The sequence below is a fragment of the Dietzia sp. WMMA184 genome, from assembly GCF_002441635.1.
Taxonomy (GTDB): Bacteria; Actinomycetota; Actinomycetes; order Mycobacteriales; family Mycobacteriaceae; genus Dietzia; species Dietzia kunjamensis.
Map to the genome: position 1 here is coordinate 80027 of NZ_NXEI01000004.1, position 25444 is coordinate 105470.

A 25444-nucleotide genomic window follows, 5' to 3' on the forward strand; every position below is an offset into this window, starting at 1 on the left:
TCCTGGGGGTCCGGCTGCATCGGTCAGTCGTTCTCAAATAGCGATGCTTGCACCGCCGCCGCGGCCAGATCTTCCGATTCTGGCAACGCGACGGTCGGGAAATACAGCGTGCACAAAGTGTCCAGCAATCCGGCCTCGGGAATGGCCCACGCGCCCTTCACCTTCGTCCGCGGGATCGCGTTGACGAGCCCCTGCGCGGTCGAGATGAATCCAGAATCGGTGGTGAACCCGTGCCGGTCGAGGAACCGCTTGGCAGCTGGCATCCCGTCGACGTCGGCGATATACAGTGCGGTATCGATGGCGTCGATCATGAACTCGAAGCTCGTTGCTTCCGGACGGACACCGGGCAACTTGCTGTCTCCGTCGTGTCGTAGTCGCTCGTTCGGTTCGAGCAGAGTGACGTTGCCAGCCTTCTTCTTCACAATCTTGGCACGCTCGAGATAATCTACTTCGGCTCCGCCAACAGCAAGTGCAAGAAGACGAGCTGTGTCGTAAGGGAACTCTCTAGATCCAAAGATGTCCCAAGCAAGAAGGACGAAGTCCGTCAGATCGTCGACATGTGCAGCCTTGCCGACCAACCGGGAGCGGCGTAGCTGGACGACCTCTTCCCGGGCTAGGTCGAGAGCGTCCTCGGGGCGCAGAAGCTGGTCCTTTCCTTCTGCGTCTGGGACAGAAGAGTATACCGGCCAGTTCTGCGAGATTACCGAAAGGGTGGGACCGTAGGTAGACAGCAGCAAGTCCACACCGTCGATACCGTCGTGTTGGAAGCGTTGCGCAGCAGTCCTTGCGGCACTTCGAATCTCGCTCTCAATATCTTCCAAGTATACTCGCGCTGAACTCGGAGAAGTACCGCGCTTACGACAGACCAGCATGATCGTGGACGCTGCTGAATTCATGTTTGCTTGATGAAACGAAAATTCAAACTCGGTGTTTACCGGCCAAGAGGTTTCGATTATAAGTCCGGCCTGCAGCAGTCCCATGCCAAGCGTATCCCATGCCTCTGCCCGTTTGTGGGTGAACATTACAGATAAGACGCCGTCGTCGCGCAACATGCGGTTGCATTCTGCGAATATAGCTGTCATTTTAGCCTCATAATCAGCATCGGCTAACTCGGATTTCCGCCTACCCATTGAGGCAAATCGTGCATAGTTGGCAACAGCTTCGTTATCTACATCAGCTAACTCTTGGGTAAATATTGCTGGGACAATTTTTCCCCAGGTCCTTTTATGCCAGACATAAAAATAGTCAGAAAGTTCCCCATACATGACGTTGTCATAATACGGTGGATCAATGCATATGTGCGAAATGGATCCAGTTTCCACTTTTGGAATACTTGCCGCATTCCCCTGAAAGACTAGAATTTCAGACTTGCGTTCACCTCGAGATTGTTGAAGCAATCCAGATGACACCCTTGAAGCCTTGGTAACTTGCGCCGAGGCCCAACGCAGCAAAGGGCCCGGCGTCATCTTTTCCGCGAAAGTGGTCTTGAATGAAAAGTTATGGCTCTCGAACGCGTGCTGCACTGATCTCTGGCTAATGTTCCATGCCGACATTCGACTGTTGTAATCCAGCATTTTCCCATGCATAAGCGTGATGAGATTTAGCACAGCCTCCGTATATTCTCCACACTCGGCGCGCACCTCTTCAATTATTTCCAGATAAAGCTCAACGAAAGTAACGTGCGTGAGCAATTGGCGGTCCGTAAACATTGATCGCCAATTATTGATTCCGTACAGGCGATGTCCTCGATTATAGTTCGACACATCGGGAATGTCTTCACTAGGCACTAAGTCAAAGCGAATCCACTCATCTATTCGTGCGAGTACTTCTTGACTCGCACAATCCAACGCACGCTGTTCCAAATCGGAAGGGGTCCGAAAAGTAAGTGGTCCTGGCCGTTTTCCGGGGCGACCTGCGGCGCGCCAACCGACGGCATACATAATGGGCCGCATCCTCCCGGCTTGGGCCTCGGATTTAATGTATGTTCCGTCAATGGTAATATCGTCATATGGCGAGACTGCGCTTCCGCCCTTCATAGTCCCCTTGGACGGGTCGAAATTGAATTCTGGACCTTCGATTACCCGCAGTTCGTACGATTCTTCAGAAACCTCAATGGAGATGGCTGCTTTCGGGTTTGCTTTGTCGAGCCATAAATTTGGCAGCAGAGGAATCGGTCTACCTGTACGTGGGCAGTCGATTTCGTAGGCGTATAAGTACTCGGCGATCTCGGCACCCTGTTCAACTGGGAAGAATGGCCGAAGGCGATTTTCAAGTCGCTCTGCCAATCGGTTGGCAAACGCATCAGCGGCCTCGGAGACGGAATCTCCGTAGTCATTGGGATATTTTACTCCACCGTTTATCACGGAGACAGCAATGCTATTGAGATCATTAGCGACTGTTGGAAGTCCGTACCGTGCTGCTGAGAAAGGGATACTCCCTCCGCCGGCAGTCGGGTCTGCCACTGTGGGAATCGCACCCCACGTGTGAATCAGCAACCGATGGAGCAGGCTAAGGTCGGACACGGTCGGACTGTTTTTCCAGGCTTGAGAGTAGCCAAAAGCTTTGATGCCCTTGGCAATTCCTGCCGCCTCTTGGCGAGCAGCCGCAACAGGGTCCCCAAGAATTCCGACGAGTTTTAAGAACCAGTCCCTGTAGGAGTCTCGTGTGGATAAGGGCTCATCACCGGGGAACTGGTTGGCTAGTTCCACCGTCCAAGTAGGGAGTAGTCCGCCTAGCACCACAGCTTGTGAAGCAACAATGGGCCGTCGCGCCCACCATACATGCAGATAATTCAATGGTGGCAGATCGGTAAATACCTTTCGTTCCCGCTTCGACTCGATTCCGAGTTCAGCGACGGGAAGCCAGTCTTCGATAAGGACGCGAGGGCGGGAGTTAGTCATATTGTCAATCGAATCAGTTGTCGGATAGGAGTGTTCGTAGCGCCTTGCGTGCGCGGGAGGCTTCTGTGCCGATGCACTTGGAGTACCAATAGTAGGTCTCCTCGACGCTCATGGCGTTGATGCCTGCCATGATCGCGCACACTCGTTCGTGCTTTGCAATCGGCTGAGTGGTGAGAAGGATTAGTGCGAGTCGGACGCCGTCGACTTCGTTGATCCTGATTGGGACCTGGCGGGTGAACGCTAAGACGCTGGGCGAGTGCCCGGAGCCACGGGCGGCCGCGAAGACAGCATCGATAATCCGGCCGGTCTGCTCGGGTGTGGTGGCGACGACGCGAGAGGCGAGGGCGTTTCCGGATTCGCCGTAGGTTTCCTCGAGAACGAGCCCGTAGGAGTCATTCTTGCCAGGGACGACAGTGATTCGGAATGCGCGCACAGCGCTGACAGCGGTAAGCGGCCGAATACGGGTAGTGGTGCTGGGTCGGGCGCTCATCGAGTCACCTCGGCTGTCATGGTGGTCTGCTGAATCTGGAGGGTCTTGACCACGGTGTGGATCTGACTGATGTCCGCAGCGTCGACGTCGACGGCCGGTTCTAATGCGATGTCGAGGGTCATGTCGCCCGCGATCTTGTCAGCGCCGGAGAGTGCCTTCTTGACGTGGCCGTAAGACCTCTGGAAGTCGGCCCGCTCGGCGGTGCCGGCGAACCGGAGTCCACCGGCGAAGTTCTTGTACTCGGCGACGATCGTGCTCGTCACGGAGATGGAGTGCTTGGGCAGCATACCGAGCGCTGCGACCGCAAGGTCGATGTCTCCTGCGCCCTTGGCCTCATCGGCGGTGACCTTGAGGGTAATACGGGAGACGGTACGGACTGCAAAATCGGAGATCTGGTCAACGATTTTCTGGAATGCGGCACCGCCCGGGCCTGTCGCTGTGAATGTCTTATTGTTGACGGTCCGGGTCGGTACCTCAACTCCAGCGGTGTCGGCGTCCGTTCGCGGGACGATGCGGAGGGTGTCGAGTCCCTTATCTTTGATTGAGCTCGGCGTCAGGGCGCGCACTCCGGGCGCTGGGTCGGTGTCGAGGACGACGAAGGACTTGTAGTCGGTGGTTTGCACCGCGGTGGCGAGTAGTTCGAGGACGTCGGTCTTAGACGGTTCTCCGCCACACTCGGTATCGAGTAGTGCCCGGAGTTCGGCGCCGGTGGTGGCGGTGCCGGTCAGGACCGCGCGCAGGTCGGTCTGGGTCGGTTTGCGGACGAGCAAACCCCGATTCTGAGCCTCGGCGGCGGTCATAATCGCGGCATCGCTGCTAAATCCGACATTCATGCCGGCCATCGCGTGCGCGGTGTAGGCCTTGCCTGTAGCTCCGTCGTAGTAGACCCAGTTCTCGTTTTTGATGCCATTGGTGATGGCCTCACGCAGGAGCGCAGGGTTGCGGACGATCGGAGATCCGTGATCCATCCAGAAGTAGTCCAAGATTGCTGCAGTCGTGACGGAGTCGACCTTCGGCCAAGTCTTCGACCGTAAGAAAGACGCAGTGAACGAGTCACGCCGGATCTTGCCCTCGTCCTCAAGGAGTGCGATCACTGCGGATGTCGCGTTCTTCGGGTCACCTTGGACCTGCGGGGGCAGCTCTCTGTGTCGCAGGTGCCCGTTTGACTTGTCATTGGTGGGGAAGTAGATGTGCTTGTAGCAGCGGTTCACCGCGATCCGGGCTTCGAGCGATGCACGTTTCTGGTAGGCCTCGATCTTCTTACGCACTTCCGCACTGAACTGACTCAGTCGGGTGGTGTCGGTGGCGAGGATGTCCGCGGCGATCAGTGCTCGGGCCCGGTCCTTGAGAACGTCGATCTGGTCGTCCGCGGCGACCGCGAGCACGACACCATTGCGGTATTTGCGGGGCGAGCCGACGGTTCCAGCCTTGTCGAGCATCTCGACCAGCAGTTTAGGGGGATTTTCGGCATCGGTGAGGTTCACGGACAGGACGCGGTAGTCGAGCACCGCAACGCGCAGGCTGGCCTGGTCGGGAATTTCGACGGCGCTGGAGGGGAAGAGCACGGCGGTGACACCACCATCGTTCGAGAACGCTCGGCGGATGAGGTCGTCAACGATGGCTGCGACACGAGTGTTCGCGACGTTGCGTTTCTCGGATTCGATGATGGCGTTGACGTTCGGTTCGACATTGAATCGCCACCGCGCGCCGTCGAAGGACAGATGCCAGAACACCTTCTCCGACTCGGTCAGTGCCTTCTCAAATATTGTGGCGTTCTCGCCGGGGCGCATGGTGCCGAGCAACCAGTCGTTGCGGCCGGCGCCAGCGTTAGACTTCATCTCTAGCGAGTGGGTGAATACGGTCCGAGCGACTCGAGTCGCGTAATGGGGTTTGCCGGGGAAGACGTCGGCGTCGACCGATGCGGCATGGGACGTGGGGCCAGCGAAGTCGCCGATTGCCACGGAGGAGAATTCCCCTCGACCGAGTCCGTCGGTGAGGTGGTTGAGGACCGGCGCATCGGTGTAATCGATGTCGCCGACGTTGATGATCGCGGTGTCGTCGCCGTCGCGGTATATCCCTGCCACCACCTCCGCGAGGAGCTTGAGGGCGCCACGTGCCCGCTGGAACTGGGGAATGTCGCCGAGACGCTTGTCGAGGACACGCACAAGTTCGGGGTGGAACGGGTACGACTTGGCTACCTGGTCGCCGTAGGTGACGGGCTGTTCCGGTCCGCCGGCTAAGGTCTCACTCTTGTTGAGCACCTCGTAGAAGTCTCGGTAGGCATCACCGGCCGCGCGCGCAGCGTCTTGGTCGACAGACTTAAATAGTCGAGTCTTGAGGATTTCGCCGATCTCGGTATCGTCTGCCGGCTTGATAACGGCTGCCGGCTGGACCGCGCGGGTCAGAACGTCGGCGGTCTCGGCCACCGCGCCGCTCGCGGCGGAAGCAGCGTCATCGAGGAGGTCGGTCATTTCGGTGGTCTCTTCGCCGAAGGCGTTGGTAGCCGCGGCCAAGGTGATGATGACGGAGACGTTGTTCGTCGGGTCGGAGGCGACCTCGAAGAGATTCCCGAGGAACACAGGGATTGCCTTTGCCATGCGGCGGACGTCTTCGCTGCCTGAGGAGGTGACCTGCCTGATGTACTTGGCGATCTCGTCGATGATGACGATGGTCGGCTGCCCCGCGAACGCCTTCTTGATCGTCGAGGTTCCAGGGGCGGTGCGTTCCTGGTCGCTGGCATCCATAGCGCTGAAAGCGTCGGCGCTGATCTGGGCGGCCATCTCACCCCAGAGGGTATAGGTGCGGCGTCCGTTGGTCTCAACGCCGGCGACTGGGTCGAGTGCGTCACCGACGAGTGCAGCAATTTGCACGGGTCCGGCGGGAAGCAAGGCGAGGTCTACAAAATCGGAGAGGTTTGCCGGTCGGGCGCCCTTGGCGAGGTGGTAAACAGCAGTGAGACCGTGGGTCTTTCCACCACCAAATGAGGTGGTGGGACGAAGGACGCCGTTCTCTGCTGCCACCCCCTTCGCACCGGTCACGCGGCCGAAGGTCTTCGTGAGGAGAGCACGCAGGCCACTGGTGGCGTAGGTCTGTGCGAAAAACGAATCTGGGTCGCCGTACACGGGGTAGTGGTCGGCGTCGCGAACAACTTTGTCCAACTGAGCTGCGAAGTGGTTATCAGCGAGACCGCCGGTGAGGACGTCTTCGCGAGGCTCGCACGCTGCGCGTAGCGCGACCAAGCCGGCACCACCGGTACTATTTGCCATTTCCTACTACCCCTTGTTCTAGGCGCCGTGGGCGTTGAGGTCCGCGGATGCACGTTCGCGGAAGCGGTTATTCCGGTCGTGCTGACCGCCTGGTTGGTATCACGATTTGGAGGTCGTGCGCTCATTCGCCGAAAGGTTGCACCTCGCGTGAGATGCGCCGTATGTGTTCGCGCGTGTAACCGGTCTTACGGACGAGGTCGATCTGCTTTACTCCGTTGTGCAGGGCATCCCTAATTGCCAGGTGCAACGCCTCACGCGTGATCTGTACGAACTCCTGCGCACGTGCGTGCGCGGCAAGAGCCTCGTCGAGCTGGTCCATGGTCGGAGCCTACCGCTGTTGGCCTCATTCAGGTGTCATATGGGCGGCCTCGGCGCACTTTCGGGGCTCCTGGGGGCTCACTTTCGTTTCACTCTGACGCAGTCCGGGTTTGGAGGTTACTCGTTTGTTGGTCCCGTTGAAGTACACCCGTGCGGGACGGGCTGCCGCCGGCCATCGCTGCTGTGTCACAGGGTCTAGATCGGTACTTATGAAACGTCTTCCCGCCGGGTCTAGTATCTATTGATACGGATTCCGGGCGAAAGGGTCTTTTGATGGCTGATCGGATCGGGACGCTCTTGAATCGGGCGGGTGATGGTGGCGAGGAGGTGCTGATCGTCAGCCGTGGGAGCGTGCGGACTCAGTTCCGTCGCCGGGACGAGCTGGACTGGTCGATTCGGGTGGAATCGACAGACTCGGAGAACGTCATCGAGCGGAAGCCAAAGCCGAATCAGAAGCCGACTCGCCGGGCGTCGCGTCCGCGTGGACAGCGGGTGGCGTACGTGCGGGTGTCGGCGGCGGATCAGAATGAGGCGCGTCAGCTCGAGGCGGTGGGGGAGTGCGACCGGGTCTATGTTGAGAAGCAGTCGGCTCGCTCGCGTGCTGATCGCGTGAAGCTGGAGGAGTGCATCAGGTATCTGCGTGACGGTGATGAGCTGGTTGTTGCGTCGATGGACCGTCTCGGTCGTTCTCTGGTTGATCTCAAGCAGATCGTTGGTGAGATCACCGCGAAGGGTGCGAGTGTGGAGTTCGTCCACGAGCGGGCAACCTACGCCGCTGGCGCCCGGGATCCTCGCGCGGATCTGATGCTCTCGCTGCTCGGGGCGTTTGCCGAGTTCGAGCGGGCCATCATCCGTGAGCGCCAGGCCGAGGGCATCGCTATCGCCAAGGCGAAAGGCAAGTACAAAGGTCGCAAGCGCGTCCTGACCGACGAGCAGATCGACAAGGCCCGCGCCCGCATCGAGGCGGGGGAGGGGCCATCGGCCATCGCCCGAGACCTCGGAGTGGGCCGTTCTACGCTCTATCGCGCACTTCAGCGCCCAAAGTCGTAGACGGCTGTAGTGGCAGCCCGTCTACTGCGCGACGAAACCTGCTTTACACGTGTACGAGACAGTACGGATAAGCCAGACATCGTTTCGAGCGGCGCGAACGCCCAAGATCGGCGCGACCACACAGTGTCGCGGTTGGCGATCGTCAAACGGTACAAGCTACGGCGGCTAGGGCAGAGGGTCAACCGTCCCGACGTCAGGCCTCGGTCCCGGGACCTCGAGCGCACGAACTCTCCGAGGCTTCTCGTCACCATCGAACCGCAACATCTGTGCACGGTCCTTGTCAGTGGGAAGAGCGACGAGCTGCGTTGCTGTTAGTTCCGCGATTCGGCCCTGCAGGATTGCCATGCGTTGGCCCACCTCTAGGCGCCCCGAATCCAGCGATATCTCAAGAGCGTTCACCACGCGGAACATGGCTTCGTCACCGACCTGGAAAGGAAACTCTTGGTCTGGTTCCAGGTCCACCCTAATTTCCGGCCAGGTGAAGGGAATCGCCTCGCCCGAAAGAAGCTTCGCTACTTCTAGCATCTCACGCGCTTGGTCCCAGGTATAGCTGGACGGGAAGAGGATGCGTGCTTTGGTGTGTTCCTGGATGGTCATCAATGCCCGCGCAATCCTCGCTAGGCGGACTGAATTAATGTCACGTTCTCTTCCGTATGCGGAGGTTGATACGGCTGAGAACTCACGCGGACCGTATGCAGTTGACACCCCCAGCGTATTTGGGTCGTGCAGGTTCGCGATGAACTCGAGACTGTCAACGATGTCGGCAGGCCGACGCCCGGCAGGATCTGAGCTAATACGCATGTTGACCGTCAGGTCGGGGTGGTCCTTTGCGAGAATTTCCAGACGTACGGATTCAGACGGGTCTTCCCAAACTGTCCGCGTGCCCCCTGCGGCCCCCCGCGTGCGCTCGACCAGTCGCACTTCCAGTTCCGCGAGCGTGGTCTGGTCAGGTGACAGTACGGCGATGACCAATTCGGTTTCCGCGTCGTCGTCATGTGGAACTTCCGAGGGTGTTATGGACAGCTCGACGTTGTCGTCGTCGCTGTCGAGGGTTCCCAGTCCACCTGGGAGTGAGAGGCGGAAGTTCACTGAGCCTTTCGGCAATGAAACCGGCGTGCCGAACTCGTGGTAGCGGCGGTACTCTGTATCGAGATCGCTTCCTTCGTCGACTTTTACCCTGAATTCGCCCGTTATTGGACGCTCTTCTAGGGCTGCCAAACTCCGAGCGAAGATGCTTATCAATAGCCAGCCGTCCGGTGACCCGTACGCCGCTAGTGCAACGATCCCCGGTCGATTCACTTCGGATCCGTCGGGTGGGGCCGCGGTCATCGACAACTCATATCGGTAGTGCGGATCGTAGGCATTGATTGCTTTGTAGATCTCCATGAGGTCCGAACGTGCCGCGCAAGGCGAAAGTTGGGATTCTGGGACGAAATCTTGGGATTCTGGGATTTTCAGGCCGTTTTGAAGGAAGTGGTTGGGACTGCTGAGACCCAGCTGAGCCTTCCGCGGAATGGTCGAGGCGATCCGTCGCCGTAGCGCGGTCTGACTTAGCCAGTGGGTGCGGTATGGGTCTCAAGGTCAGTTGTTGACGGCCGTGAGGTTGAGGCCACGATCTGAACTCATCTGCAGTTGGGTTGCCTGAAGGCGGCAGGCGGAGGGTTGTGGTGTCAGCCGGGCTGGTGGAGGAGGAAGCTGCTCAGGCGGCGGGTGGCGGGCGCTTCGGTTGTAGCGCTCCAGACGAGCGTGATGTCTCGACGGTATTGGGAGCCGACCAGCGGCAGTTCGGTCATGCTTGGAGGTATCCGTTTGTCGTTGGGTAGCAGAGCGACCCCGAGTCCGCGGCTGACCAGTTCGCGGATAGTCGCGAACTCGGTTACCTCGACCGCGATGTCCGGTGTGAACCCCGCTTCCCAGCACCAGGTCTCGGTTAGTTGGCGGAGATTGTAGCTGGGCGGGTTGGCGATGAAGGTCTCGTGCTTGAGGTCTGCGAGTTCGACTTGCTCTAGCGCAGCGAGCGGATGATCGCTGGGGACAGCGACCTGGATTCGCTGCGTGCCGATTCGTACGTGCCTGAGCCGTTCGGGAGCGGGTATGACGACAGCCAGGTCTAGCTCGCCGGCGAGAAGCTCCGCAGTCAGGGCGGAGCCGTGTGCCTGCTTGAGGAGCACCTTGATGCCGGGGTGCTGGTGTCGGAACTCGGCGAGCAGATCGGGGATGCGCCCTGAGCCCATCGTTAGGGGGAAGCCGAATCGCACTGTTCCCTGATCGGGGTCGGCCTCTCCGGTTACTTCACCAATTACCGAATCAAGCTCGCGCAGTGGCTCGCGCATCTGCTGGGCAAGTCGCTGGGCTGCAGCAGTAAGGCGGACGATTCGTCCATCGTGGATGAGAAGCGGAATGCCCAGTTCCTTTTCCAACGCGTGAACGCGACGACTCATCGACGATTGCGGCATGCCGAGCGCCTCGGCGGCCTGCGTCATATGCCCATCGTGAGCGGAAAGTGCCACAAGGGCGCGCAAGTGCGGGGCCAGCCGATTTGTCCATTGATCCATTATCGGATCGTATCTCCCTAATCATTCATTGGACGGAACGATCGAGTCGAGGCGATCCTGACAGCACTGGACCCACCACATCGGGAGCGTGTGACTCATGAGGAAGACACCGAAAGCTGGACCGGATTCGGGCACGGAGCTCGACGCCGACATGATCTTGATCGGCGGCGGAATCATGTCCGCGACGTTGGGATCAATGCTGGCAGTTCTGCAGCCTGACTGGCGGATTGTCCTGTTTGAGAGGGCAATTGGGTTAGGTACTGAGAGCAGCGGGTCCTGGAACAATGCCGGCACCGGACACTCCGGATACTGCGAACTCAATTACATGCCAGACCCCTCAGACGGACACAAGGCGTCGACGGTTGCGCAGCAGTTTCATCTCAGCCGCCAGTGGTGGGCGCACCTAGTACGCAAAGGACTGCTTTCCCCGGACGCCTTCGTACACTCCACCCCACACATGGACGTCGTCTTCGGCTGCCGCGACGTCGACTACCTTCGGCAGCGATTCGAGACGCTGACGACAGATCCCCTGTTCGACGGGATGGCCTATACCGAAGATCCCGCCACCATCAGCGAGTGGGCACCACTGATGATGGAGGGACGGACCGATGATCAGCCGATAGCCGCCACCCGCCATCCCGGTGGCACCGACGTCGACTTCGGCGCGCTCACGGAAGGGTTGATGCAGATCGTCTCCAATGCCGGCGGACAGGTACTGCTCGAGCACGACGTTCGCTCGCTACACCAGTCCCCGGATGGAACATGGGTCGTCGGGGGAAACGCACGTGGCAACACGTTCGAGCTTCGTGGGCGACGAGTGTTCGTCGGCGCAGGCGGAATGGCACTACGCCTGCTACAGCGCGCTCGCCTACCCGAGATTCGCGGATACGCTGTGTTACCCGTTGGTGCTGCATTCTTCCGTTGCTCGGAACCAGAGGTCGTTGCCCGCCACGAAGCCAAGGTCTACGGACAAGCAGAGCTCGGAGCGCCACCAATGTCGGTTCCCCATCTCGACCGGCGATTCATCAACGGGACCGAACACCTGATGTTCGGTCCCTTCGCGACCTTCAGCACCAAGCTGCTCAAGAAGGGTCGACTCACAGACTTCTTCACCACGCTGCGCTGGCACAACCTGCACGTCATCGCGGCAGCACTCATCCAGAACCTTCCACTGATGCGCTACCTTCTCGTCGAACTTGCCGCCCGACCCCGAAAGAAGTTCGCCAAGCTACAACGCTTCTACCCGGCCGCAGACATCAATCATTGGAACCTGGTGCCCGCCGGTCAGCGCGCCCAACTGGTAACCCCCGACCGACGTCACATTGGTGTACTCCAGCAGGGAACTGAACTCATCGTCGCCGGCGACGGAACAATTGCGGGACTACTCGGGGCGTCCCCCGGGGCCTCGACGGCAGTCCCAATCATGCTCGACCTGCTCCAAACCTGCTTCCCGTCCCAGTGGCAGACCTCCTGGAGCGACGTCGTGAACAGTGCTATCCCCGGAAATGCCCCCGGTATGAATTGGAACGCCAGCACCGTCGACGAGTCGAGCACTTCAACTTCTACTGCACTGGATCTGGGAAGAAAGAGTCCCAAGCAAAAATAAAGAGTTTAGGCTGGCCTATGCGCTTCAGTTTCAAATCTCGGCCCCGAAAGCGTCCCAACTCAAGGGATTAGCACGGTCAAAATCCCATATCAGCTCTTGCGCGGCAGAACGGACGTCCAACGGCAGCAAGCCCTCCCCTGAAGTACGGCTATCTCGGCGAGCGATTACGCCGGCGAGCAGGTCTGTCTGTTGCTGCAATCTGTCTTTGCCGTCACGGAGGTAGTAGTCGATGACCATCGGGTTCTGGGCCGCCAGCAGATCAAGGCGGTTCAGACCCACCCAATGGCACGGAAAACTGACAGGAGCCGTCATCTTGGCGAACCACTCCTCGTTCGCCGGCGTGGGATCGAGAGGCATCACAAGGAAACCACGACGAGATCTTCCATTGCTTGTCGTCGGCAGTCTTCAGCACCTTGTTGAATGACGCCTTGATCTGGCGCTTCTGCGAGCTCGTCAAGTTCTCTGCGAACTTCTTTACTTGGTACACGTCGCGGAGCTTGCGGTCGTCGGACAGCGGAACGAACACGTCGACCCCGCCGTCCCCTTGGCCTGGCCGGACTCGCCACGCATTTGGATACTCGGTGCACAACAGCATTGCAACGACGGCCTCAACTCCATCACCGCTCAGTCTGGTCCACTCGACACGCCCCATGTTGACAGCTTCCCAGTTCGGCGGAGTTGGCAGTGCTGCTACGTGAGTCGCCGAGCCTCAGATCCAAGGAACTGGGACGGTCACTGCAGCACTTGCCCAGCAGGGGCTACCTTCGGTTTATGGAGAAAGAGGATCGGTGTGCACGGGTCCTATGCAGTCGCCTGTCCTGGCGGAGCCTCCAATCTCTCCACATCCGCGATGAGTTCAGCTACTGACTGGTAGCGCTGATCGAGGTTGTTGTCGGCGCACTTATGGATAATGCGCCCCACCTCGTCGGTCCCAGGTGGGAGGGACTCCCGACCCTGGAAGATGTACGCGAGAACGTGGCCGATCGAATACATCTCGTTCACTACCGCGTAGTCCCTGAAGTTGCTGAGCATGGGGTCGCGGATTGTGCCCTTCATCTCAGTTTGAGTGCGAGTGAACTCGCTCGAGCCGGCCTTCACTAGTCCGAAGTCTGAAAGCTTCACCAGAACTGCGCCTGCGGCGAAGACTTTAAGCAGGATGTTCTGAAGGCTAATGTCCCGATGTAGCAGTTTCTGGTGGTGCAAGTAGTTGATCCCGTAGAGGAATTGGAGGGCGATGCGCTTGCGGGCGGCGAACGAGATACTGGCGTTCTTTCTGCGGATGTAGTCCCGCAGGGTAGTGTCGCAGTACTCCATTCGGTACTCATTGCGGGTCTCGTCATAGTGGTAGACCTCCACCACGTAGGGGAAGCTCAGCGTCTTTAAGACCTCGAACTCCTGCTTAAAGCGTTCGAGATCCCGCTCGTCGAGGTCCTTCTTTGCTCGCTTCAAAGCGAACTTGATTCCGTAGTCAGGATCGACGTAAGAATACACGTGGGCGAAGGATCCGCTGCCCTCCATCTTTAGGTCGAGGGTTTCTTGGCGCTTCTTCAACGTTACCCTTCTGCCCACGCGGGTCAGCACCGGTTCGTAGGCAATGACTTCAATTGACTCGAACCCCTCCGGCACCGTACTGCCCCCGCTCGGTGAGAGCCACGGCAGACAACGCTCCAATGCAGCCTCGTAGGAGTCGGCTAGCTCAACCTCCACGCCGGCCCGCTTGAGGGTGTGAAGGTCGGCCTCAATCTCTCGGATGAGTGAGAGGAGGTCTCTACTGTCGTCGGCCCAGTAGTGGTGAGTCGTCTCTGCTCTACCGTTGATGGCTGTGAAATGGTCGTTCAACCGCCTGTGAAGTACGGCGAACATGTGACCCCACTCGGGATCGTCGTAGAGGCGTTCGAAGGACTTGGAGGAGGGCACAGCCTCGTACTTCTCCCGGAGATCGGCCAGCATGAACTGCGCCGGATTGGTCATTCGGTCCCCATTCGTTCTGAATTGTGCTGAGCGGTCATCGTCTCACCGCAAGCACGGCCTCACGCTCCTCTTTAGTGACCTTCGTGCGCCGTTCTGCTAGGTGAGGTCCCTTATGTCTGAGATGTATTCCTGCTTGTTCGGCAGACGACGGAGATGATCCGGAGTTCGCTATGTGGGGATCTACTTCGCTGAATCTTCGCGAGTGGGCTCATCGCTCGGCGCGGTTTGGTGCGTTGTGAATCAGCCAATACGAGCGATCCACCTGGCTTGGTACGCAGGTTCTGGCTTTACATAACGTCTGGATACGATACACTCGCGTTTGGTGTCGGCGCTGCCCCCTTCGTCGCGATGGCCGCGGCAAAAGGAGAGTGACAACCCGTCATGCTCACTCAGCGTGTCTACGATACGACCCTTACAACCAAGATGTGATTGATGGCATCAGCCACGGTCCGGCGAACAGAAGATCGCCGGACCGGAGCTAACTCAGTTCCTAAACGGATCCCGCACTAAGAACATCGTTTCGCCAAAGGTCAACGATGTCCGGCCTGAGGACAGCACGTCCAGGAAAACGAGGCCGACTTCCCCGTCCAATCTGTGCGCAGTAGCTGGCGAGGTGGTTGGCGTTTCCAGCTTCCCATCCGTACCGCAGTGCCTGGGAGCGAAGCGCCTCGGCAGGAAGCGTGAATCCTGCATCGTGCAGGGCCAGTAGCACGCTGACGACATCACGCCTCTCGTATCCGGCCCTGATCGAGTTACTGTGGTTAATCGTGAAAGTCAGATGGTCGAGACCTCGGGCAACAATGGGGTCGAGTCCCGCCCTTTCCCAGGAGAGTGATTGCCAATCGTGACCGTCTCCGAGGACCTCTGCGTCCACAGCTCGAACCCATCCCTCAAGGCGGTCGGAATCCCACGGCACTATGCACAAGGCCGTAGGGCGTCCGAACGGAATCTTCGCCAGATCTTCTGTGTACGCCCACATCCCGAGCACGGGTCCCTCGCGCCATCCGGGCGCTGAGCGCCCACGCGACGTCCCAACGGAAACACCGGGCAAGCGCGAGATCGCCTCGAGTTCCGGATTGTCGTCTATCGCGTTCTTCTGGGGGACCCAGAGAAGCATCTGCTGACCGGGCTCCTGTCGCGCGCGTACCCACCGAAAAGCGCGCCCGATTGCCTTCGGGTCCGTCGAACAGCAGTCGGTGACCGCACAAGGGTAAGTGCTCGGGCGCCCGAGCACTACTTGCTCCGCCTGTTGTACGGGGACTGGTTCGTAGGCTTGAGGCTGACGCCGAGATCCGAAGCGTGACTCCGGACTGCGTCTTCCGTGCGTCCAAGCTTGAACGCCATAAGGCGCGTGGGGGTGTTCTGGCTTGCGAGCTTCCGCATCTGCGCGTCGTCGCTGCCAGACCAGGATTTCCCGTGGTTGTTGGGCTGTTTTGCCATGATGTGCTCCCTCCCGAGAGCTCGCGAATACAGACATCATGAGCCAGCGCACCCTGCCCCCCGTCACCCCTGTGCGGGGAGTGGGCGGCCGGGTGCGTTACGGTTTCCGCGCAAGGCTCCAATCTTGTGCAGGCCCCGTCTGTCGGCTCGCCCCGACCGTCGGGGCTCTGCTGTATACGCACATCGGACGAAGCATCGGCATCCTCCAGCGGTTCCAAAGCTGAATTACGTCAATGTCATCACCCGATGTTTTCCACGTTATCCGATGGGTCCGACAGGCCTCGAACGCCTGAAGGCCGTGCTCTCGGCCTGGCTCCGGCCAACTGGAGCACTTGGCCCTGTCAAACGCGATCAGCAAGTACGACATTCACGTGAAACGCCTTGATCACCGGTGCGCTTGGGCCCGACAACGTCTCGGGATGTCGCAGTAGAAGATCGTCTAATGCGACACCATCAGGTGGGGGCCGGAGTGGGTGGGGACGGTGCTGTCATGGCAGAGGCAATCCGGCGAGTGCTGCTGCTGCGCCGAGGGATGCGCAAACGGCGAGGGTGCGAAGTACTGACCATTTCAGTGCGAAGACCAGGATCAGCGCGACGAGGGTGATGGCGGTGCTGACTGGTTGCCAGGTGCCCAGGTTTGGTAGTTCGAGATGGATCGGGCCCCAGTGAAGTGCGGTGGTGGTGGCGAACAGGGTGTGGAAGGCGAAGTAGAGGGCGAGGTTGGCGATCACGCCCACGACGGCGGCGGTGAGGCCGGTCAGCGCTGCGGACAGTGCCTTGTTGTTGCGGAGTTGCTCGATGTAGGGCGCTCCGAGGAAGACGAACACGAAGCACGGGACGAAGGTGACCCAGGTGGTGATTAGGGCTCCGAGGGTTCCTGCGAGCCATGGGTCCATGCCTCCGGGGTTGCGGAAGGCGCCGACGAAGGCCACGAACTGCACGACCATGATCAGCGGTCCGGGTGTGGTTTCGGCCAGGGCGAGTCCGCGGACCATTTCCCCGGGTGCGAGCCAGCCGAACACCTCGACCGCTCGTTGGGCGACGTAGGCCAGGACTGCGTAGGCGCCGCCGAAGGTGACCAGGGCGGTGCCGGTGAAGAACATGCCCTGGGTGGTGAACACGCTGTCGGTGCCTGTGAGGAGGGCGACGGCGAGCAGGGGTAGCCCCCAGACGGCGATGCCGATCGCCAGTACCGTTGCGGAGCGTCGCGCGGTCGGGCGCTCAGTGTGCAGCACGTCGTCAGGGATCAGTGGCGGCGTCTCGTCGGTGTCGGTGGTGCGGGCGGGGGTTTTGCTCTGTAGTGCATCGGGGCGGGCGCGGCCGATGAGCCAGCCGGTGGCGGCGGCGGCGATGATCACGACGGGGAAGGGGATGGAGAATACCGACAGCGCGAGGAACGAGGCGACGGCGAGCAGGACGAGTGCGCGACTGGCCAGGGCTCGGCTGCTGACCCGGTGGACGGCCTGGGCGACGATCGCCACCACGGCCGGTGCCAGGCCGGCGAAGATCGCGGTGACGGCGGTGGTGTCACCGAACGCCACGTAGATGCCGGATAGGGCGAGCATGGCCACCACGCCCGGTAGGACGAAGAGGGTGCCGGCAGCGATGCCGCCCCGGGTGCCGTTGAGGAGCCATCCGGTGTAGATGGCCAGCTGCTGGGCTTCCGGTCCGGGCAGGAGCATGCAGTAGTTGAGGGCGTGCAGGAACCGTTTCTGGCCGATCCACTGCTTCTCGTCGACCAGGGCGCGTTGCATCACGGCGATCTGTCCTGCCGGTCCGCCGAAGGTCTGGAGGCTGATGGCGAACCAGGTGCGCAGTGCGACCCTCAGCGGGATCGCATCCCCGCTCGCCTTCCAGGTTAAAGCGGAGGGCGTCTCGGTGTCGGTGGGGTTATTGGCGGTGCGGTCGCTGGTCATAGAGAGTCCCGGTTCTGAGGATGGGTGGGAGTGATCAAGCGGGTCGCCCGCCGAGCAGGCTCCGACGGTAGTACTCGTACAGGCCGTTGAAGACCGGCGTGGTCACCGCCATCGTGTGGTGGTCGTCGCCGATCAAGGACAGTCCGCGTAGGACCGTGTCCAGGCCAGGTGCTTCAGGGGCCTCGAACCGGTCGTCTTCGAGGTCGGCCTCGTGGATGATCTCGGCGATGCGCCACAGCACGGGGTCAGCCAGGTCGTAGCGACGCAGGATGGTCTCGAACGTGCAGTCGCCGTTGTGGTGGGACAGTTCGACGCCTCGCATGTCGAACGGGGTGGCATCTGCCGGCACGTCGCCGGGTCCGGCCACGAAGATGAACTCGGCCTCGCTGTCGACGAACCGGCTGATCAGCCACGCGCAGGCGGCACGGTCGATATGAATTCCGGCTCGGGTACTCCACTTCACAGCGATTCCTTCATCTGGGTGGTCTCCGCGTTCTGTGGTTCGCGGCTCGCAAGCTGCCGGAGAGCGGTGTGGGCGGCGGCGCGTTCAGCTGGGGGGAAGTAGTCGCGCCTCGTGATCTGCCGCCACTGGTTGCGCAGCCGGCGCAGGCTGCTCAGCCGCTCGTCCTCGGCCGCGTGCAGGGCCGCAGACGCGTGGGCGATGAGGTCGGCGTACTCGGCGGCGCGGGCGTTGCGCATCTGGTCGATCAGGTGGAGTTCCTGGGCCTGGGTGGTGGCCGACGCGATCCAGATCCCGGCCTGACCGCCCCACTCGAGGACCTCGTCGGCCAACCACTCCAGGTGTTCGCGCGACCGGGCGTCATCGGGCAGGGCGACGACGTTGTCCGCGAGCTGCGCCACTCCGAGTTTCTTGAGCTTTCGCCACAGGGTGATCCGAGGTGTGGACGGTTCCCGGGGCAGTCGGTAGCTCAGCAGCACCCACTGGCCGCGCGTCGCGGAGGTCGCATCGTTCACTCGCGAAATGAAACCACGGTTACACCCTAGGCGCCAGCGGTTCATGTCACGCCGGACCTTTCCCACGAGTCGGCGGTGCCAATGTGCAAGAATCTGCGTATGGATGCAGATAAGCAGATATGCGGTCTTGATCCGGACAGTCAGTTCGTCGAGCTGGCTGTAGAGGTGTTCGCGATGTTGGCCGACGCCACCAGGGTGCGGATCATCCTCGCGCTGCGGCAGGCGGGGGAGATGTCGGTGAATCATCTTGCGGATTTGGCGGACAAGACCCCGGCGGCCATCTCGCAGCATCTGGCGAAGCTGCGCTTGGCCCGGATTGTCGAGAGCCGGCAGGAGGGCCAGCGGGTGTTTTACCGTCTGGCCAATGAGCACGCCTCCCAGCTGGTCTCTGACGCGATCTTCCAGGCAGAACATGCCCTCGGGGGCACGCCCCGCCACCATCGGGTCCCGATCGATCAGCCGCCGGTGGTGTCGACAGGACCCCGGTGATGGTGGGGGTTCTTCGCAACCCCACCTACGCCCGGCTGTTCGCCGCGCAGGTGGTGGCGCTGCTGGGGACAGGCTTGCTGACGGTGGCGCTCGGACTACTCGCCTTCGATTTGGCCGGAGGCGATGCCGGCGCGGTGATGGGGACGGCGTTGACCATCAAGATGGTGGCGTATGTGGGTGTGGCGCCGGTGGTGGCGGCGTTGGTGGATCGACTCCCGAAGAAGACCGTCCTGGTGGGTGCGGACCTGGTCCGGTTCGCGGTCGCGTTACTCCTGCCGTTCGTTGAGCAGGTGTGGCAGATCTACGTCCTGGTGTTCGTCTTGCAATCGGCCTCGGCGACGTTCACCCCAGCGTTTCAATCCCTGATCCCGGCAGTGCTCCCGGACGAGCGACAGTACACCCGCGCGTTGTCGCTCTCGCGGCTGGCGTATGACCTCGAGTCGCTGCTGTCGCCGGCTATCGCCGCCGCGATGTTGGCCGTGGTGAGCTTCCATGACCTGTTCGTCGGCACCGCGATCGGGTTCGCCGGATCCATCGTGTTCGTGCTTTTGGCGCACCTGCCGGCGGCATCTGTCACGACCTCCGGGCTGCCGTTCTGGCGCAGGCTCCGCGAAGGGGCCGCGGTGTTCGCCCGCACCAGAGAGCTGTGGTTTCTGATGTGCGCCAACGTGGCCGTGGCCGCGGGTACCGCGCTGGTCCTGGTCAATACCGTGGTCTACGTCCGCGGCGTGTTGGACCGTGATGATTCCGACCTCGGACTCGCCTTGGCGTGCTACGGGTTGGGGTCTCTTCTGGTCGCGGTGGCCACGCCGCGACTCGTCGAACGTCTCGGGGTGATCCGCACGATGGCGGCCGGGATCGCGGTAATCGCGATCTTTCTGACCGTGGCGGTGGCGGTCACCGTTGCAGTGCACTCATCGGGCACGGGGTGGGGATGGCTACTGGGCACGTGGTTCGCGCTCGGCGCGGGCACATCCCTGATCAACACGCCGTCGGCGCGACTTCTCGCCGCCGCCTCCACCGAAAGGAATCGCAATCTGGTCTACACGGCCCAGTTCGCCTTCTCGCACGCCTGCTTCCTCATCACCTACCCCGTCGCGGGCCTGGTGGGCGCATTGAGTCTGACCCTTGCGTCCAGCGCACTCACCGCGATCGCTGCACTCGCCGCCATCGCGGCGGCAGTTGTGGGAATGTCGAACGGCCCAGCCTTACGGCCCAGATAGCAGGGGCGGGCACGCGGGGGACCGCACTGTTGGACCGGGGGTTCTTTCCCTCCCGATGGGATCGGGCTACGCCGGCGGAACGCAAGTATCTCCGCGCTATCGCCGCCACGGGTGAGACCGCGCCTAAGACGTAGTCGTTGTCGATTGCCCAGACCACAGCCGGCCCGTTGCGCGCCGCGGCGATCCGCAAGGGCATCACCGGGTTGTTGTTGCTGCCTGCGTCGGTGGCACCCGGTGGCGGCACCGGTGTGATCGAGGCATTTTTCACGGCGACGTCGGCGATGTGTCTGACCGGGTTGATCGTGGTGGACACTGCGGTGCACCGGTCCGGGTTCGGTCAACTAGTCATCCTAGGCCTGATCCAGGTGGGGGGCCTCGGGATCATGACCATGGCCTCTCTGGTCGGGTTGCTGTTGGCCAACCGGATCGGGCTCAAAGCGCGGCCGGGCACCGCGGCCGAGGCCTGGGCCGCTGACCTCGGTGACGTGCGGGGCATCTGCCTCGTGGGTATTCGCGACCGGCGACTGATGCTCGATAAAGGAGCTTCTCGAGCATCGTGGCAGTGGACCCGCCAGAGCTCTGGCCGGAAGCGGAAGCCCTGGAGGGCCGTTTCGTCTACTGAATCGGTGATGCATCTGATCGAGACTGTCCGGAATCCCGCAAAGGTCAACGACGCTGCGGAGGTCGTCAGCCAACCGTCTCAAGATGCGGTACTCGATCAACTGGCCGTCGGTGATGTCGCCCGTGAGCGGGCTACCTAACAGGTCGGAGCTGACATCGAAGTTGCGTACGAGAAGGCAACTCGGGGGCCGGGAGATGAATCATCTGATGCAATACGCAGACGTTAGCTTGTCATAACATAAGTTATCGGCACTAACATAGTGGCAGGTGGAAGGCCTATTGGGGCCACGGTGTGCTCCAGCTGTGTTTACGGGTGGTCCTGGTCGCCCTCGGTGATCTGGTCCAGGGCGGCGGTGAGATCGTCCTCGCTGGGTAGCGCCTCCTGCTCGGCGGGAGGCAGGCTCGCGTAGCTGAAGGTCGAAACTGCCAGGGGCGCGCCAGCCTGGTTCAGCGCGTAACGGACGACGCGGTCGTTGCGGCTGCCGCAGACGAGGATTCCGACAGTCGGGGCGTGCGCGGTACGGCGCAGGCGGTCCTCGACGAGCGCGACGTAGAACTGCAGCTGTCCGGCGTGTTCGGGCTTGAACTTGCCGGTCTTGAGCTCGACGACGACGTACCGCAATTGCTCGACGTGGAAGAACAGCAGGTCGGCATAGAAGTCCTCGCCCCCGACGTCGAAGTGCACTTGCCTTCCCACGAACGCGAATCCCGGGCCGAGCTCGCGCAGCGTATCGACGATCCGGTCGGTCAGGGACTCCTCGAGCTCGCGTTCGGCGACCTCGCCGGACAGGTCCAGGAAATCAAGGATCAGCGGGTCCTTGGCGATCTGCTGGGCCAGCTCGGAATCGTGCGCAACAAGCTGTTGCGCAAAGTTCGATGGAGCCGCCCCGGTGCGTTCGAGGGCGCTGCTGGCGATCATGTTGGCCAGCACGTTGCGCGACCAGCCGTGCTCGACGGCCGCGGCGGCGTACTTGTCCCGATCGTCCTGAGCGCTGAGCTTGTCCAGCAGGACAGTCACATGCCCCCAGGGCAGGTACGCAACAGGGTGTTGCGCGATTGGCCCGGCGGGCCAGGCGCCGGCGAAGGTCGCCATGTACTGCAGGTTCCGGGCAGAAAGGCCCTTCATCTGGGGGAACTCGGCCCGAAGATCCTCGGCGAGCCTGCGAATCACACCGCTGCCCCACCCGTGCCGGGCGCTCTCCTCGCGCACAGCCCGCCCGAGGGACCAGTACAACTCGATCAGCTGGGTGTTGACCCGTCGCTGCGCCGAGACCTGTGCTCGTCGGACCCTGTCCTTGAGGTCCTCGACGAGGCGCCCATAGTTGGATGGCAGGTCCAGGTCCCGGGAGTTCACCCGCCCATCCTGACAGTCGCACCCCTGAGACCCAGCAAGCTGGTCGGTAAGAGGCTGACGATGGAAGGGATGGCCCGGTCGCAGTGGCCGGGCCATCCCTTATCTCAATCATTGCCAGCTGGAAGAGCCTTCACCGTCTCGCTCAGGACCCAGCCGAGGCCGCCGCCGATGAGGCCGGCACCGATGGCACCTCCGGCCACTATCGGCAGGATCGCCGACGACGCCAGGACGGCGACTCCGGACAGTCCCAGTCCGGTCACGCCGGACGCGATGCCGACAAACTGCCCCGGCAGGCCAATGTGATGTCCGCGAGCGGCAAGCGTAGCGACCATCACGGTCACCGCAATCGCGCAGTACGCGCTCACGCTAAGCGTGAGTCCGATGATTGTCGGATCCATATTCCTTCTCCGTTCGGTTGGTGGTATGTGGGATTGTCCACACGACTCGTGACGCCCCGTTTTGTTCGCCGCCAGACGCCTGGCGTCTCAGTAGCGGTCAGCGCTTGATCCTCGACATGGGCGCGGGCGTCCCCTATGATGGGTAACGGCGGGAACAGAATACGTTTCCGGTTACCCGTTACCGGACACAGAATCTGAAGGGGCGCCATGTCGTCGTCGGAGAAGATCGCTCACGCCTATGGCGTACTCGTCGCGCGTGGGGACAAGGTCACCGTGCGGGCGGTGCAGAAACAAGCGGGGGTGCGGATCGGCGAGGTGGCGGCGTGGATGCGCGAGCACGCCGCGGGTGCAGCGGGTGAGGTGCCCGAGGCCCCGGACTTGTCGGAGGCGATGTCGGCGATGGTGGCCTCGGTGTGGGCGGCGGCGTGGAAGCGCGCTGCCGAGCAGGCAGACGAGGCCACCGCGGTGGCACTCGATGCCGCGCGCGCGGGCGAGGCCGACGCTCTCGCCGCGGCGGAGACGGCTACGGCGCAGCGAGCAGACGCCGACGCGGCCAGAGAGGCGGCGGTCCGGGACGCCGAGCAGTTGCGCTCCGAACTGGCCCAGGTTCGCCAGCAGCTCGAGAAGGTGCAGCGTGAGGCAGAGCAGGCGCGCGTCCAGGCCGAGGAGGCTGACCGCGGGCGTGTGCGGGCCGAGGCCACTTCGGACACCTTGCGTGAACTGTTGGACGCGTTTCGTTCCTCCGGGCAGGCCGACGAGGACAAGTAGCGAGCCGCACTGGGGTGGCCTTGTCGTGTCGGACCGGGCGAGCACACTGACCGAACAGGACAGGCAATGACCAAGTGGCTCGGACCTGCGTCAGGTGCGGTCGGCACGTAGCGGGACGAACGCCAACACGGGAGGGGTGTCATGTGGGATCTACAGACCGCGATACAAGCCGTGGCGATGGTCGCGGTGGCATCACTTCTGGTGCCGCCGCTGGCACGCGGCATCGGAGGCATCTGCGCCGTGATCGGATTCTGTGGCGTGACCCAGTCGAGCTCTTGGGCGCCGACGGTGATGGCGCTGGGGATAGTGGCGTGGTTTATCGGGCACTGGTCATTCGCCGTGCGCCACGATGTGCATTACCGGTCGCGTCTGGCGCTGGTGGTGATCGACAAGACGCCGCTGAAATGGACGATTCCGCGCTACTGGCAGTTGCGCCGCGCGCGAGGCCTTGCGGCAGCCCGCTGACACTTCCCACCCGACCGATACAGCAATGGCCCCACCGCTTTGGTGGGGCCATTGCTGTAGGTTTTGTAGACGATTCTAGAACAGTGGCGGCTCGTCTAGGGGTGCGGTGTTGCCGCAGGCGTGGGCGTAAGCCTTGGGGTTCCAGCCGCCGGAGACCGCCTCGCGGACCGCGAGGGACCGGGCGTGCCGGTCGTGGCGTTCGGTGGTGTTTCGGATGATGCCGGTGCGTCCGCAGGCGACCGCGTAGAGCAGGTTCGCCGATTGGGTTGAGGCGATGAGGTGGCCGGGGTCCACGCGCACGCACAAGGGTTCGTTGCAGCGGTGCTCACCGATCGCCCCGTCGGTTAGTTCGCCGGCGATCAGGAGGGCGAAGCGGTGCGCGTACTCGGTTCTGCTGACGCCGTCTCGTCGCCAGCTGATGACTGGTAACCCGCAGGTATTCGGTATGTGTCCAATTGGCTTACTTGGGGCCGGTTAGGCCCAGGGGGCTCGGATCGCGCTGATCCTGAGGCACGTGCTTCGGATTGATCTGCTCAGGATATTCGTGCGATCAGGAGTTAATTCAAGCCCAGCCAGCGTGGCGATGTCGTCAGCAACTTGCTGAACGGTCCGGTTCGTAGTGTCGAGGTGGCTGGCGAACGCTGGGGCGGAGAGGACTCTAATTGCGGTTTCGGATTGACGCTGGGCGTAAGAAGCGATGACATCTCCGCGCGTGCGCAATCGGCGTTGAAGTTCTCCGAGTCCAGTCATCAGGGTGACATGGAGCACTCGGTGTTCCGCTTGACGGACGGGATCGAGCAGTCGGGTCAGCGTTGCTGTATCGGTTACGGTTTGAGGAGCGATGACCGTTCCGCCAGTGCGGTCCAGAATGTCGATCATTGTCGAGCTCGTTGCGGTTATCCAGGCGTCGAGGCTGCGATAGTCCGGGCGTGCGGTTCGCGGGTACATGCGGCGCAAGCCGAAGCCGACATGCTCCGGATCTGCGAGCTGGGCCGCTGGTAGTCTTCGTGTCAGATTTGCAGCGGTGTGGGTCTTCCCGCTGCCATGAGGACCGTTGATCCAGATTAGCGTGCCTTTTGCCCGGTCAGTCATAAGTTGCACACTACTGACCGGAGTTCCCCGGTCTTGGAAACCCGGGTCAGCGCTGGTGGGGGTTTTCTCTGTTGTGGAGTCACCATAAAGCCAAGGGCTCGCCGACAGCGAAGGCGCTCTTGATGCGTTCGTCGATCACGTTCGCTGGTTGATGCGCGGACAGTGCGGTGCGGATGGTGTCGGCGATGGCGCGGGAGAGACCGGCGGGGCCGCGGGTGTCGGCCAGGGGGGCTGCCCGGGCTGTGTCGGCGGGCGAGTGAGCTGTCCCGGTTTTCTCGGACAGGTGTTGTGTGGTGATCATGCCGCGGCGGCGGCGGTCTCGGAACGGTTCTCGTAGTCGACGGGGCTGACGTAGCCGAGCGCCGAGTGGCGACGCCTGGGGTTGTACCAGGACTCGATCCATTCGAAGATCGCCTGTGTCAGCTCGGCACGGGTGGCCCAGGAGCGGCGGTCGAGCAGTTCGATCTGCATCGATCCGAAAAATGACTCCATGAGCGAGTTGTCGTAGGCTTATCCGGCTAATCGGGGGCCTGATGGTCCGTTGGCC

General features: G+C 61.7%; 23 protein-coding genes and 1 pseudogene. 7 read left to right on the top strand and 17 right to left on the bottom strand.

From position 1 onward, the window contains the following. Positions 1–23: 23 nt before the first annotated feature. The 4 genes from CK206_RS18710 to CK206_RS18725 all read right to left on the bottom strand — a co-directional run bounded on the left by CK206_RS18710 (position 24) and on the right by CK206_RS18725 (position 6975). Positions 24–2900: a DUF1156 domain-containing protein gene (locus tag CK206_RS18710; RefSeq protein ID WP_096907635.1), complete on the bottom strand. Its 2877-nt coding sequence runs from the start codon at positions 2898–2900 to the stop codon at positions 24–26. A gap of 13 nt (positions 2901–2913) precedes the next feature. After that, positions 2914–3390, bottom strand: coding sequence for a hypothetical protein (locus tag CK206_RS18715; RefSeq protein ID WP_143337792.1), 477 nt, complete (start codon positions 3388–3390; stop codon positions 2914–2916). After that, positions 3387–6656 carry an ATP-binding protein gene (locus CK206_RS18720; protein ID WP_096907611.1) on the bottom strand — a complete coding sequence of 1090 codons (3270 nt, stop codon included), beginning with the start codon at positions 6654–6656 and terminating at the stop codon, positions 3387–3389. Before CK206_RS18720 ends, CK206_RS18715 begins: the two co-directional genes overlap by 4 nt. Before the next feature lie 121 nt (positions 6657–6777). Then, positions 6778–6975: a hypothetical protein gene (locus CK206_RS18725; protein ID WP_096907612.1), complete on the bottom strand. Its 198-nt coding sequence runs from the start codon at positions 6973–6975 to the stop codon at positions 6778–6780. A 272-nt stretch (positions 6976–7247) separates the two neighbouring features. Here CK206_RS18725 and CK206_RS18730 point away from each other — a divergent pair, with 272 nt between their 5' ends. Next, positions 7248–8024: a recombinase family protein gene (locus CK206_RS18730; protein ID WP_096907613.1), complete on the top strand. Its 777-nt coding sequence runs from the start codon at positions 7248–7250 to the stop codon at positions 8022–8024. A gap of 165 nt (positions 8025–8189) precedes the next feature. On the opposite strand, the gene CK206_RS19805 is transcribed toward CK206_RS18730, so the two are convergent. Both CK206_RS19805 and CK206_RS18740 read right to left on the bottom strand, forming a co-directional pair. Further along, complete coding sequence (locus tag CK206_RS19805) at positions 8190–9410, bottom strand: hypothetical protein (RefSeq protein ID WP_143337793.1); 1221 nt, start codon at positions 9408–9410, stop codon at positions 8190–8192. Between the two features lie 284 nt (positions 9411–9694). Then, positions 9695–10579, bottom strand: coding sequence for a LysR family transcriptional regulator (locus tag CK206_RS18740; protein WP_096907615.1), 885 nt, complete (start codon positions 10577–10579; stop codon positions 9695–9697). A gap of 97 nt (positions 10580–10676) precedes the next feature. On the opposite strand from CK206_RS18740, the gene mqo reads away from it, so the two are divergent. Then, positions 10677–12185 carry a malate dehydrogenase (quinone) gene (mqo, locus tag CK206_RS18745; RefSeq protein WP_096907616.1) on the top strand — a complete coding sequence of 503 codons (1509 nt, stop codon included), beginning with the start codon at positions 10677–10679 and terminating at the stop codon, positions 12183–12185. Between the two features lie 30 nt (positions 12186–12215). Here mqo and CK206_RS18750 read toward each other — a convergent pair whose 3' ends face one another. The 5 genes from CK206_RS18750 to CK206_RS18775 all read right to left on the bottom strand — a co-directional run bounded on the left by CK206_RS18750 (position 12216) and on the right by CK206_RS18775 (position 18487). Further along, a complete protein-coding gene (locus CK206_RS18750; protein WP_143337794.1) occupies positions 12216–12542 on the bottom strand; it encodes a hypothetical protein in 327 nt (108 codons plus the stop codon). A 444-nt stretch (positions 12543–12986) separates the two neighbouring features. Beyond that, positions 12987–14156 (bottom strand): protein kinase family protein, encoded by a 1170-nt coding sequence (locus tag CK206_RS18755; RefSeq protein WP_096907618.1) that lies wholly within the window; start codon positions 14154–14156, stop codon positions 12987–12989. A gap of 1928 nt (positions 14157–16084) precedes the next feature. After that, positions 16085–17512, bottom strand: coding sequence for a chromate efflux transporter (gene chrA, locus CK206_RS18765; RefSeq protein WP_096907620.1), 1428 nt, complete (start codon positions 17510–17512; stop codon positions 16085–16087). A 34-nt stretch (positions 17513–17546) separates the two neighbouring features. Then, positions 17547–17975, bottom strand: coding sequence for a chromate resistance protein ChrB domain-containing protein (locus CK206_RS18770; protein WP_096907621.1), 429 nt, complete (start codon positions 17973–17975; stop codon positions 17547–17549). Beyond that, positions 17972–18487: a Chromate resistance protein ChrB gene (locus CK206_RS18775; RefSeq protein ID WP_096907622.1), complete on the bottom strand. Its 516-nt coding sequence runs from the start codon at positions 18485–18487 to the stop codon at positions 17972–17974. The genes CK206_RS18770 and CK206_RS18775 overlap by 4 nt, the downstream gene beginning before the upstream one ends. Positions 18488–18586: 99 nt before the next feature. On the opposite strand from CK206_RS18775, the gene CK206_RS18780 reads away from it, so the two are divergent. The 3 genes from CK206_RS18780 to CK206_RS20845 all read left to right on the top strand — a co-directional run bounded on the left by CK206_RS18780 (position 18587) and on the right by CK206_RS20845 (position 20960). Further along, positions 18587–18976, top strand: coding sequence for a metalloregulator ArsR/SmtB family transcription factor (locus CK206_RS18780; RefSeq protein ID WP_173674861.1), 390 nt, complete (start codon positions 18587–18589; stop codon positions 18974–18976). Further along, the gene (locus tag CK206_RS18785; protein WP_096907624.1) at positions 18976–20199 is read left to right on the top strand and encodes an MFS transporter; all 1224 of its coding nucleotides are present in this window, start codon (positions 18976–18978) and stop codon (positions 20197–20199) included. The genes CK206_RS18780 and CK206_RS18785 overlap by 1 nt, the downstream gene beginning before the upstream one ends. Positions 20200–20336: 137 nt before the next feature. Beyond that, positions 20337–20960 carry a hypothetical protein gene (locus tag CK206_RS20845; protein WP_371607165.1) on the top strand — a complete coding sequence of 208 codons (624 nt, stop codon included), beginning with the start codon at positions 20337–20339 and terminating at the stop codon, positions 20958–20960. A 167-nt stretch (positions 20961–21127) separates the two neighbouring features. Here the strand turns inward: CK206_RS20845 and CK206_RS18795 are convergent, their stop codons facing one another. Next, positions 21128–22174: a YhcG family protein gene (locus CK206_RS18795; RefSeq protein ID WP_096907625.1), complete on the bottom strand. Its 1047-nt coding sequence runs from the start codon at positions 22172–22174 to the stop codon at positions 21128–21130. Positions 22175–22278: 104 nt separating this feature from the next. Continuing rightward, positions 22279–22572, bottom strand: coding sequence for a hypothetical protein (locus CK206_RS18800; RefSeq protein ID WP_096907626.1), 294 nt, complete (start codon positions 22570–22572; stop codon positions 22279–22281). A gap of 207 nt (positions 22573–22779) precedes the next feature. On the opposite strand from CK206_RS18800, the gene CK206_RS18805 reads away from it, so the two are divergent. Continuing rightward, positions 22780–23340 (top strand): DNA-binding protein, encoded by a 561-nt coding sequence (locus CK206_RS18805; RefSeq protein ID WP_096907627.1) that lies wholly within the window; start codon positions 22780–22782, stop codon positions 23338–23340. 141 nt (positions 23341–23481) lie between these two features. After that, entirely contained in the window at positions 23482–23805 is a 324-nt protein-coding gene (locus CK206_RS18810; RefSeq protein ID WP_096907628.1) for a hypothetical protein, read from the top strand. Between the two features lie 75 nt (positions 23806–23880). On the opposite strand, the gene CK206_RS18815 is transcribed toward CK206_RS18810, so the two are convergent. The 4 genes and pseudogenes from CK206_RS18815 to CK206_RS18830 all read right to left on the bottom strand — a co-directional run. Beyond that, positions 23881–24105, bottom strand: coding sequence for a hypothetical protein (locus tag CK206_RS18815; RefSeq protein WP_254050722.1), 225 nt, complete (start codon positions 24103–24105; stop codon positions 23881–23883). A 174-nt stretch (positions 24106–24279) separates the two neighbouring features. After that, positions 24280–24897: an AAA family ATPase gene (locus tag CK206_RS18820; protein WP_083324207.1), complete on the bottom strand. Its 618-nt coding sequence runs from the start codon at positions 24895–24897 to the stop codon at positions 24280–24282. A 79-nt stretch (positions 24898–24976) separates the two neighbouring features. Further along, entirely contained in the window at positions 24977–25198 is a 222-nt protein-coding gene (locus CK206_RS18825; protein WP_061230109.1) for a hypothetical protein, read from the bottom strand. Then, positions 25195–25392, bottom strand: a pseudogene (locus CK206_RS18830) (IS3 family transposase); the annotation flags it as partial. The gene CK206_RS18825 and the pseudogene CK206_RS18830, both read right to left, overlap by 4 nt. Between the last annotated feature and the right edge of the window lie 52 nt (positions 25393–25444).

Bases quoted from the DNA above. Each gene is read 5' to 3' on its own strand.
- CK206_RS18710 (WP_096907635.1), bottom strand. From the start codon at position 2,900: ATGACTAACTCCCGCCCTCGCGTCCTTATCGAAGACTGGCTTCCCGTC.
- CK206_RS18715 (WP_143337792.1), bottom strand. From the start codon at position 3,390: ATGAGCGCCCGACCCAGCACCACTACCCGTATTCGGCCGCTTACCGCT.
- CK206_RS18720 (WP_096907611.1), bottom strand. From the start codon at position 6,656: ATGGCAAATAGTACCGGTGGTGCCGGCTTGGTCGCGCTACGCGCAGCG.
- CK206_RS18725 (WP_096907612.1), bottom strand. From the start codon at position 6,975: ATGGACCAGCTCGACGAGGCTCTTGCCGCGCACGCACGTGCGCAGGAG.
- CK206_RS18730 (WP_096907613.1), top strand. From the start codon at position 7,248: ATGGCTGATCGGATCGGGACGCTCTTGAATCGGGCGGGTGATGGTGGC.
- CK206_RS19805 (WP_143337793.1), bottom strand. From the start codon at position 9,410: ATGGAGATCTACAAAGCAATCAATGCCTACGATCCGCACTACCGATAT.
- CK206_RS18740 (WP_096907615.1), bottom strand. From the start codon at position 10,579: ATGGATCAATGGACAAATCGGCTGGCCCCGCACTTGCGCGCCCTTGTG.
- mqo (WP_096907616.1), top strand. From the start codon at position 10,677: ATGAGGAAGACACCGAAAGCTGGACCGGATTCGGGCACGGAGCTCGAC.
- CK206_RS18750 (WP_143337794.1), bottom strand. From the start codon at position 12,542: ATGCCTCTCGATCCCACGCCGGCGAACGAGGAGTGGTTCGCCAAGATG.
- CK206_RS18755 (WP_096907618.1), bottom strand. From the start codon at position 14,156: ATGACCAATCCGGCGCAGTTCATGCTGGCCGATCTCCGGGAGAAGTAC.
- chrA (WP_096907620.1), bottom strand. From the start codon at position 17,512: ATGACCAGCGACCGCACCGCCAATAACCCCACCGACACCGAGACGCCC.
- CK206_RS18780 (WP_173674861.1), top strand. From the start codon at position 18,587: ATGGATGCAGATAAGCAGATATGCGGTCTTGATCCGGACAGTCAGTTC.
- CK206_RS18785 (WP_096907624.1), top strand. From the start codon at position 18,976: ATGGTGGGGGTTCTTCGCAACCCCACCTACGCCCGGCTGTTCGCCGCG.
- CK206_RS18800 (WP_096907626.1), bottom strand. From the start codon at position 22,572: ATGGATCCGACAATCATCGGACTCACGCTTAGCGTGAGCGCGTACTGC.
- CK206_RS18805 (WP_096907627.1), top strand. From the start codon at position 22,780: ATGTCGTCGTCGGAGAAGATCGCTCACGCCTATGGCGTACTCGTCGCG.
- CK206_RS18810 (WP_096907628.1), top strand. From the start codon at position 23,482: ATGTGGGATCTACAGACCGCGATACAAGCCGTGGCGATGGTCGCGGTG.
- CK206_RS18820 (WP_083324207.1), bottom strand. From the start codon at position 24,897: ATGACTGACCGGGCAAAAGGCACGCTAATCTGGATCAACGGTCCTCAT.
- CK206_RS18825 (WP_061230109.1), bottom strand. From the start codon at position 25,198: ATGATCACCACACAACACCTGTCCGAGAAAACCGGGACAGCTCACTCG.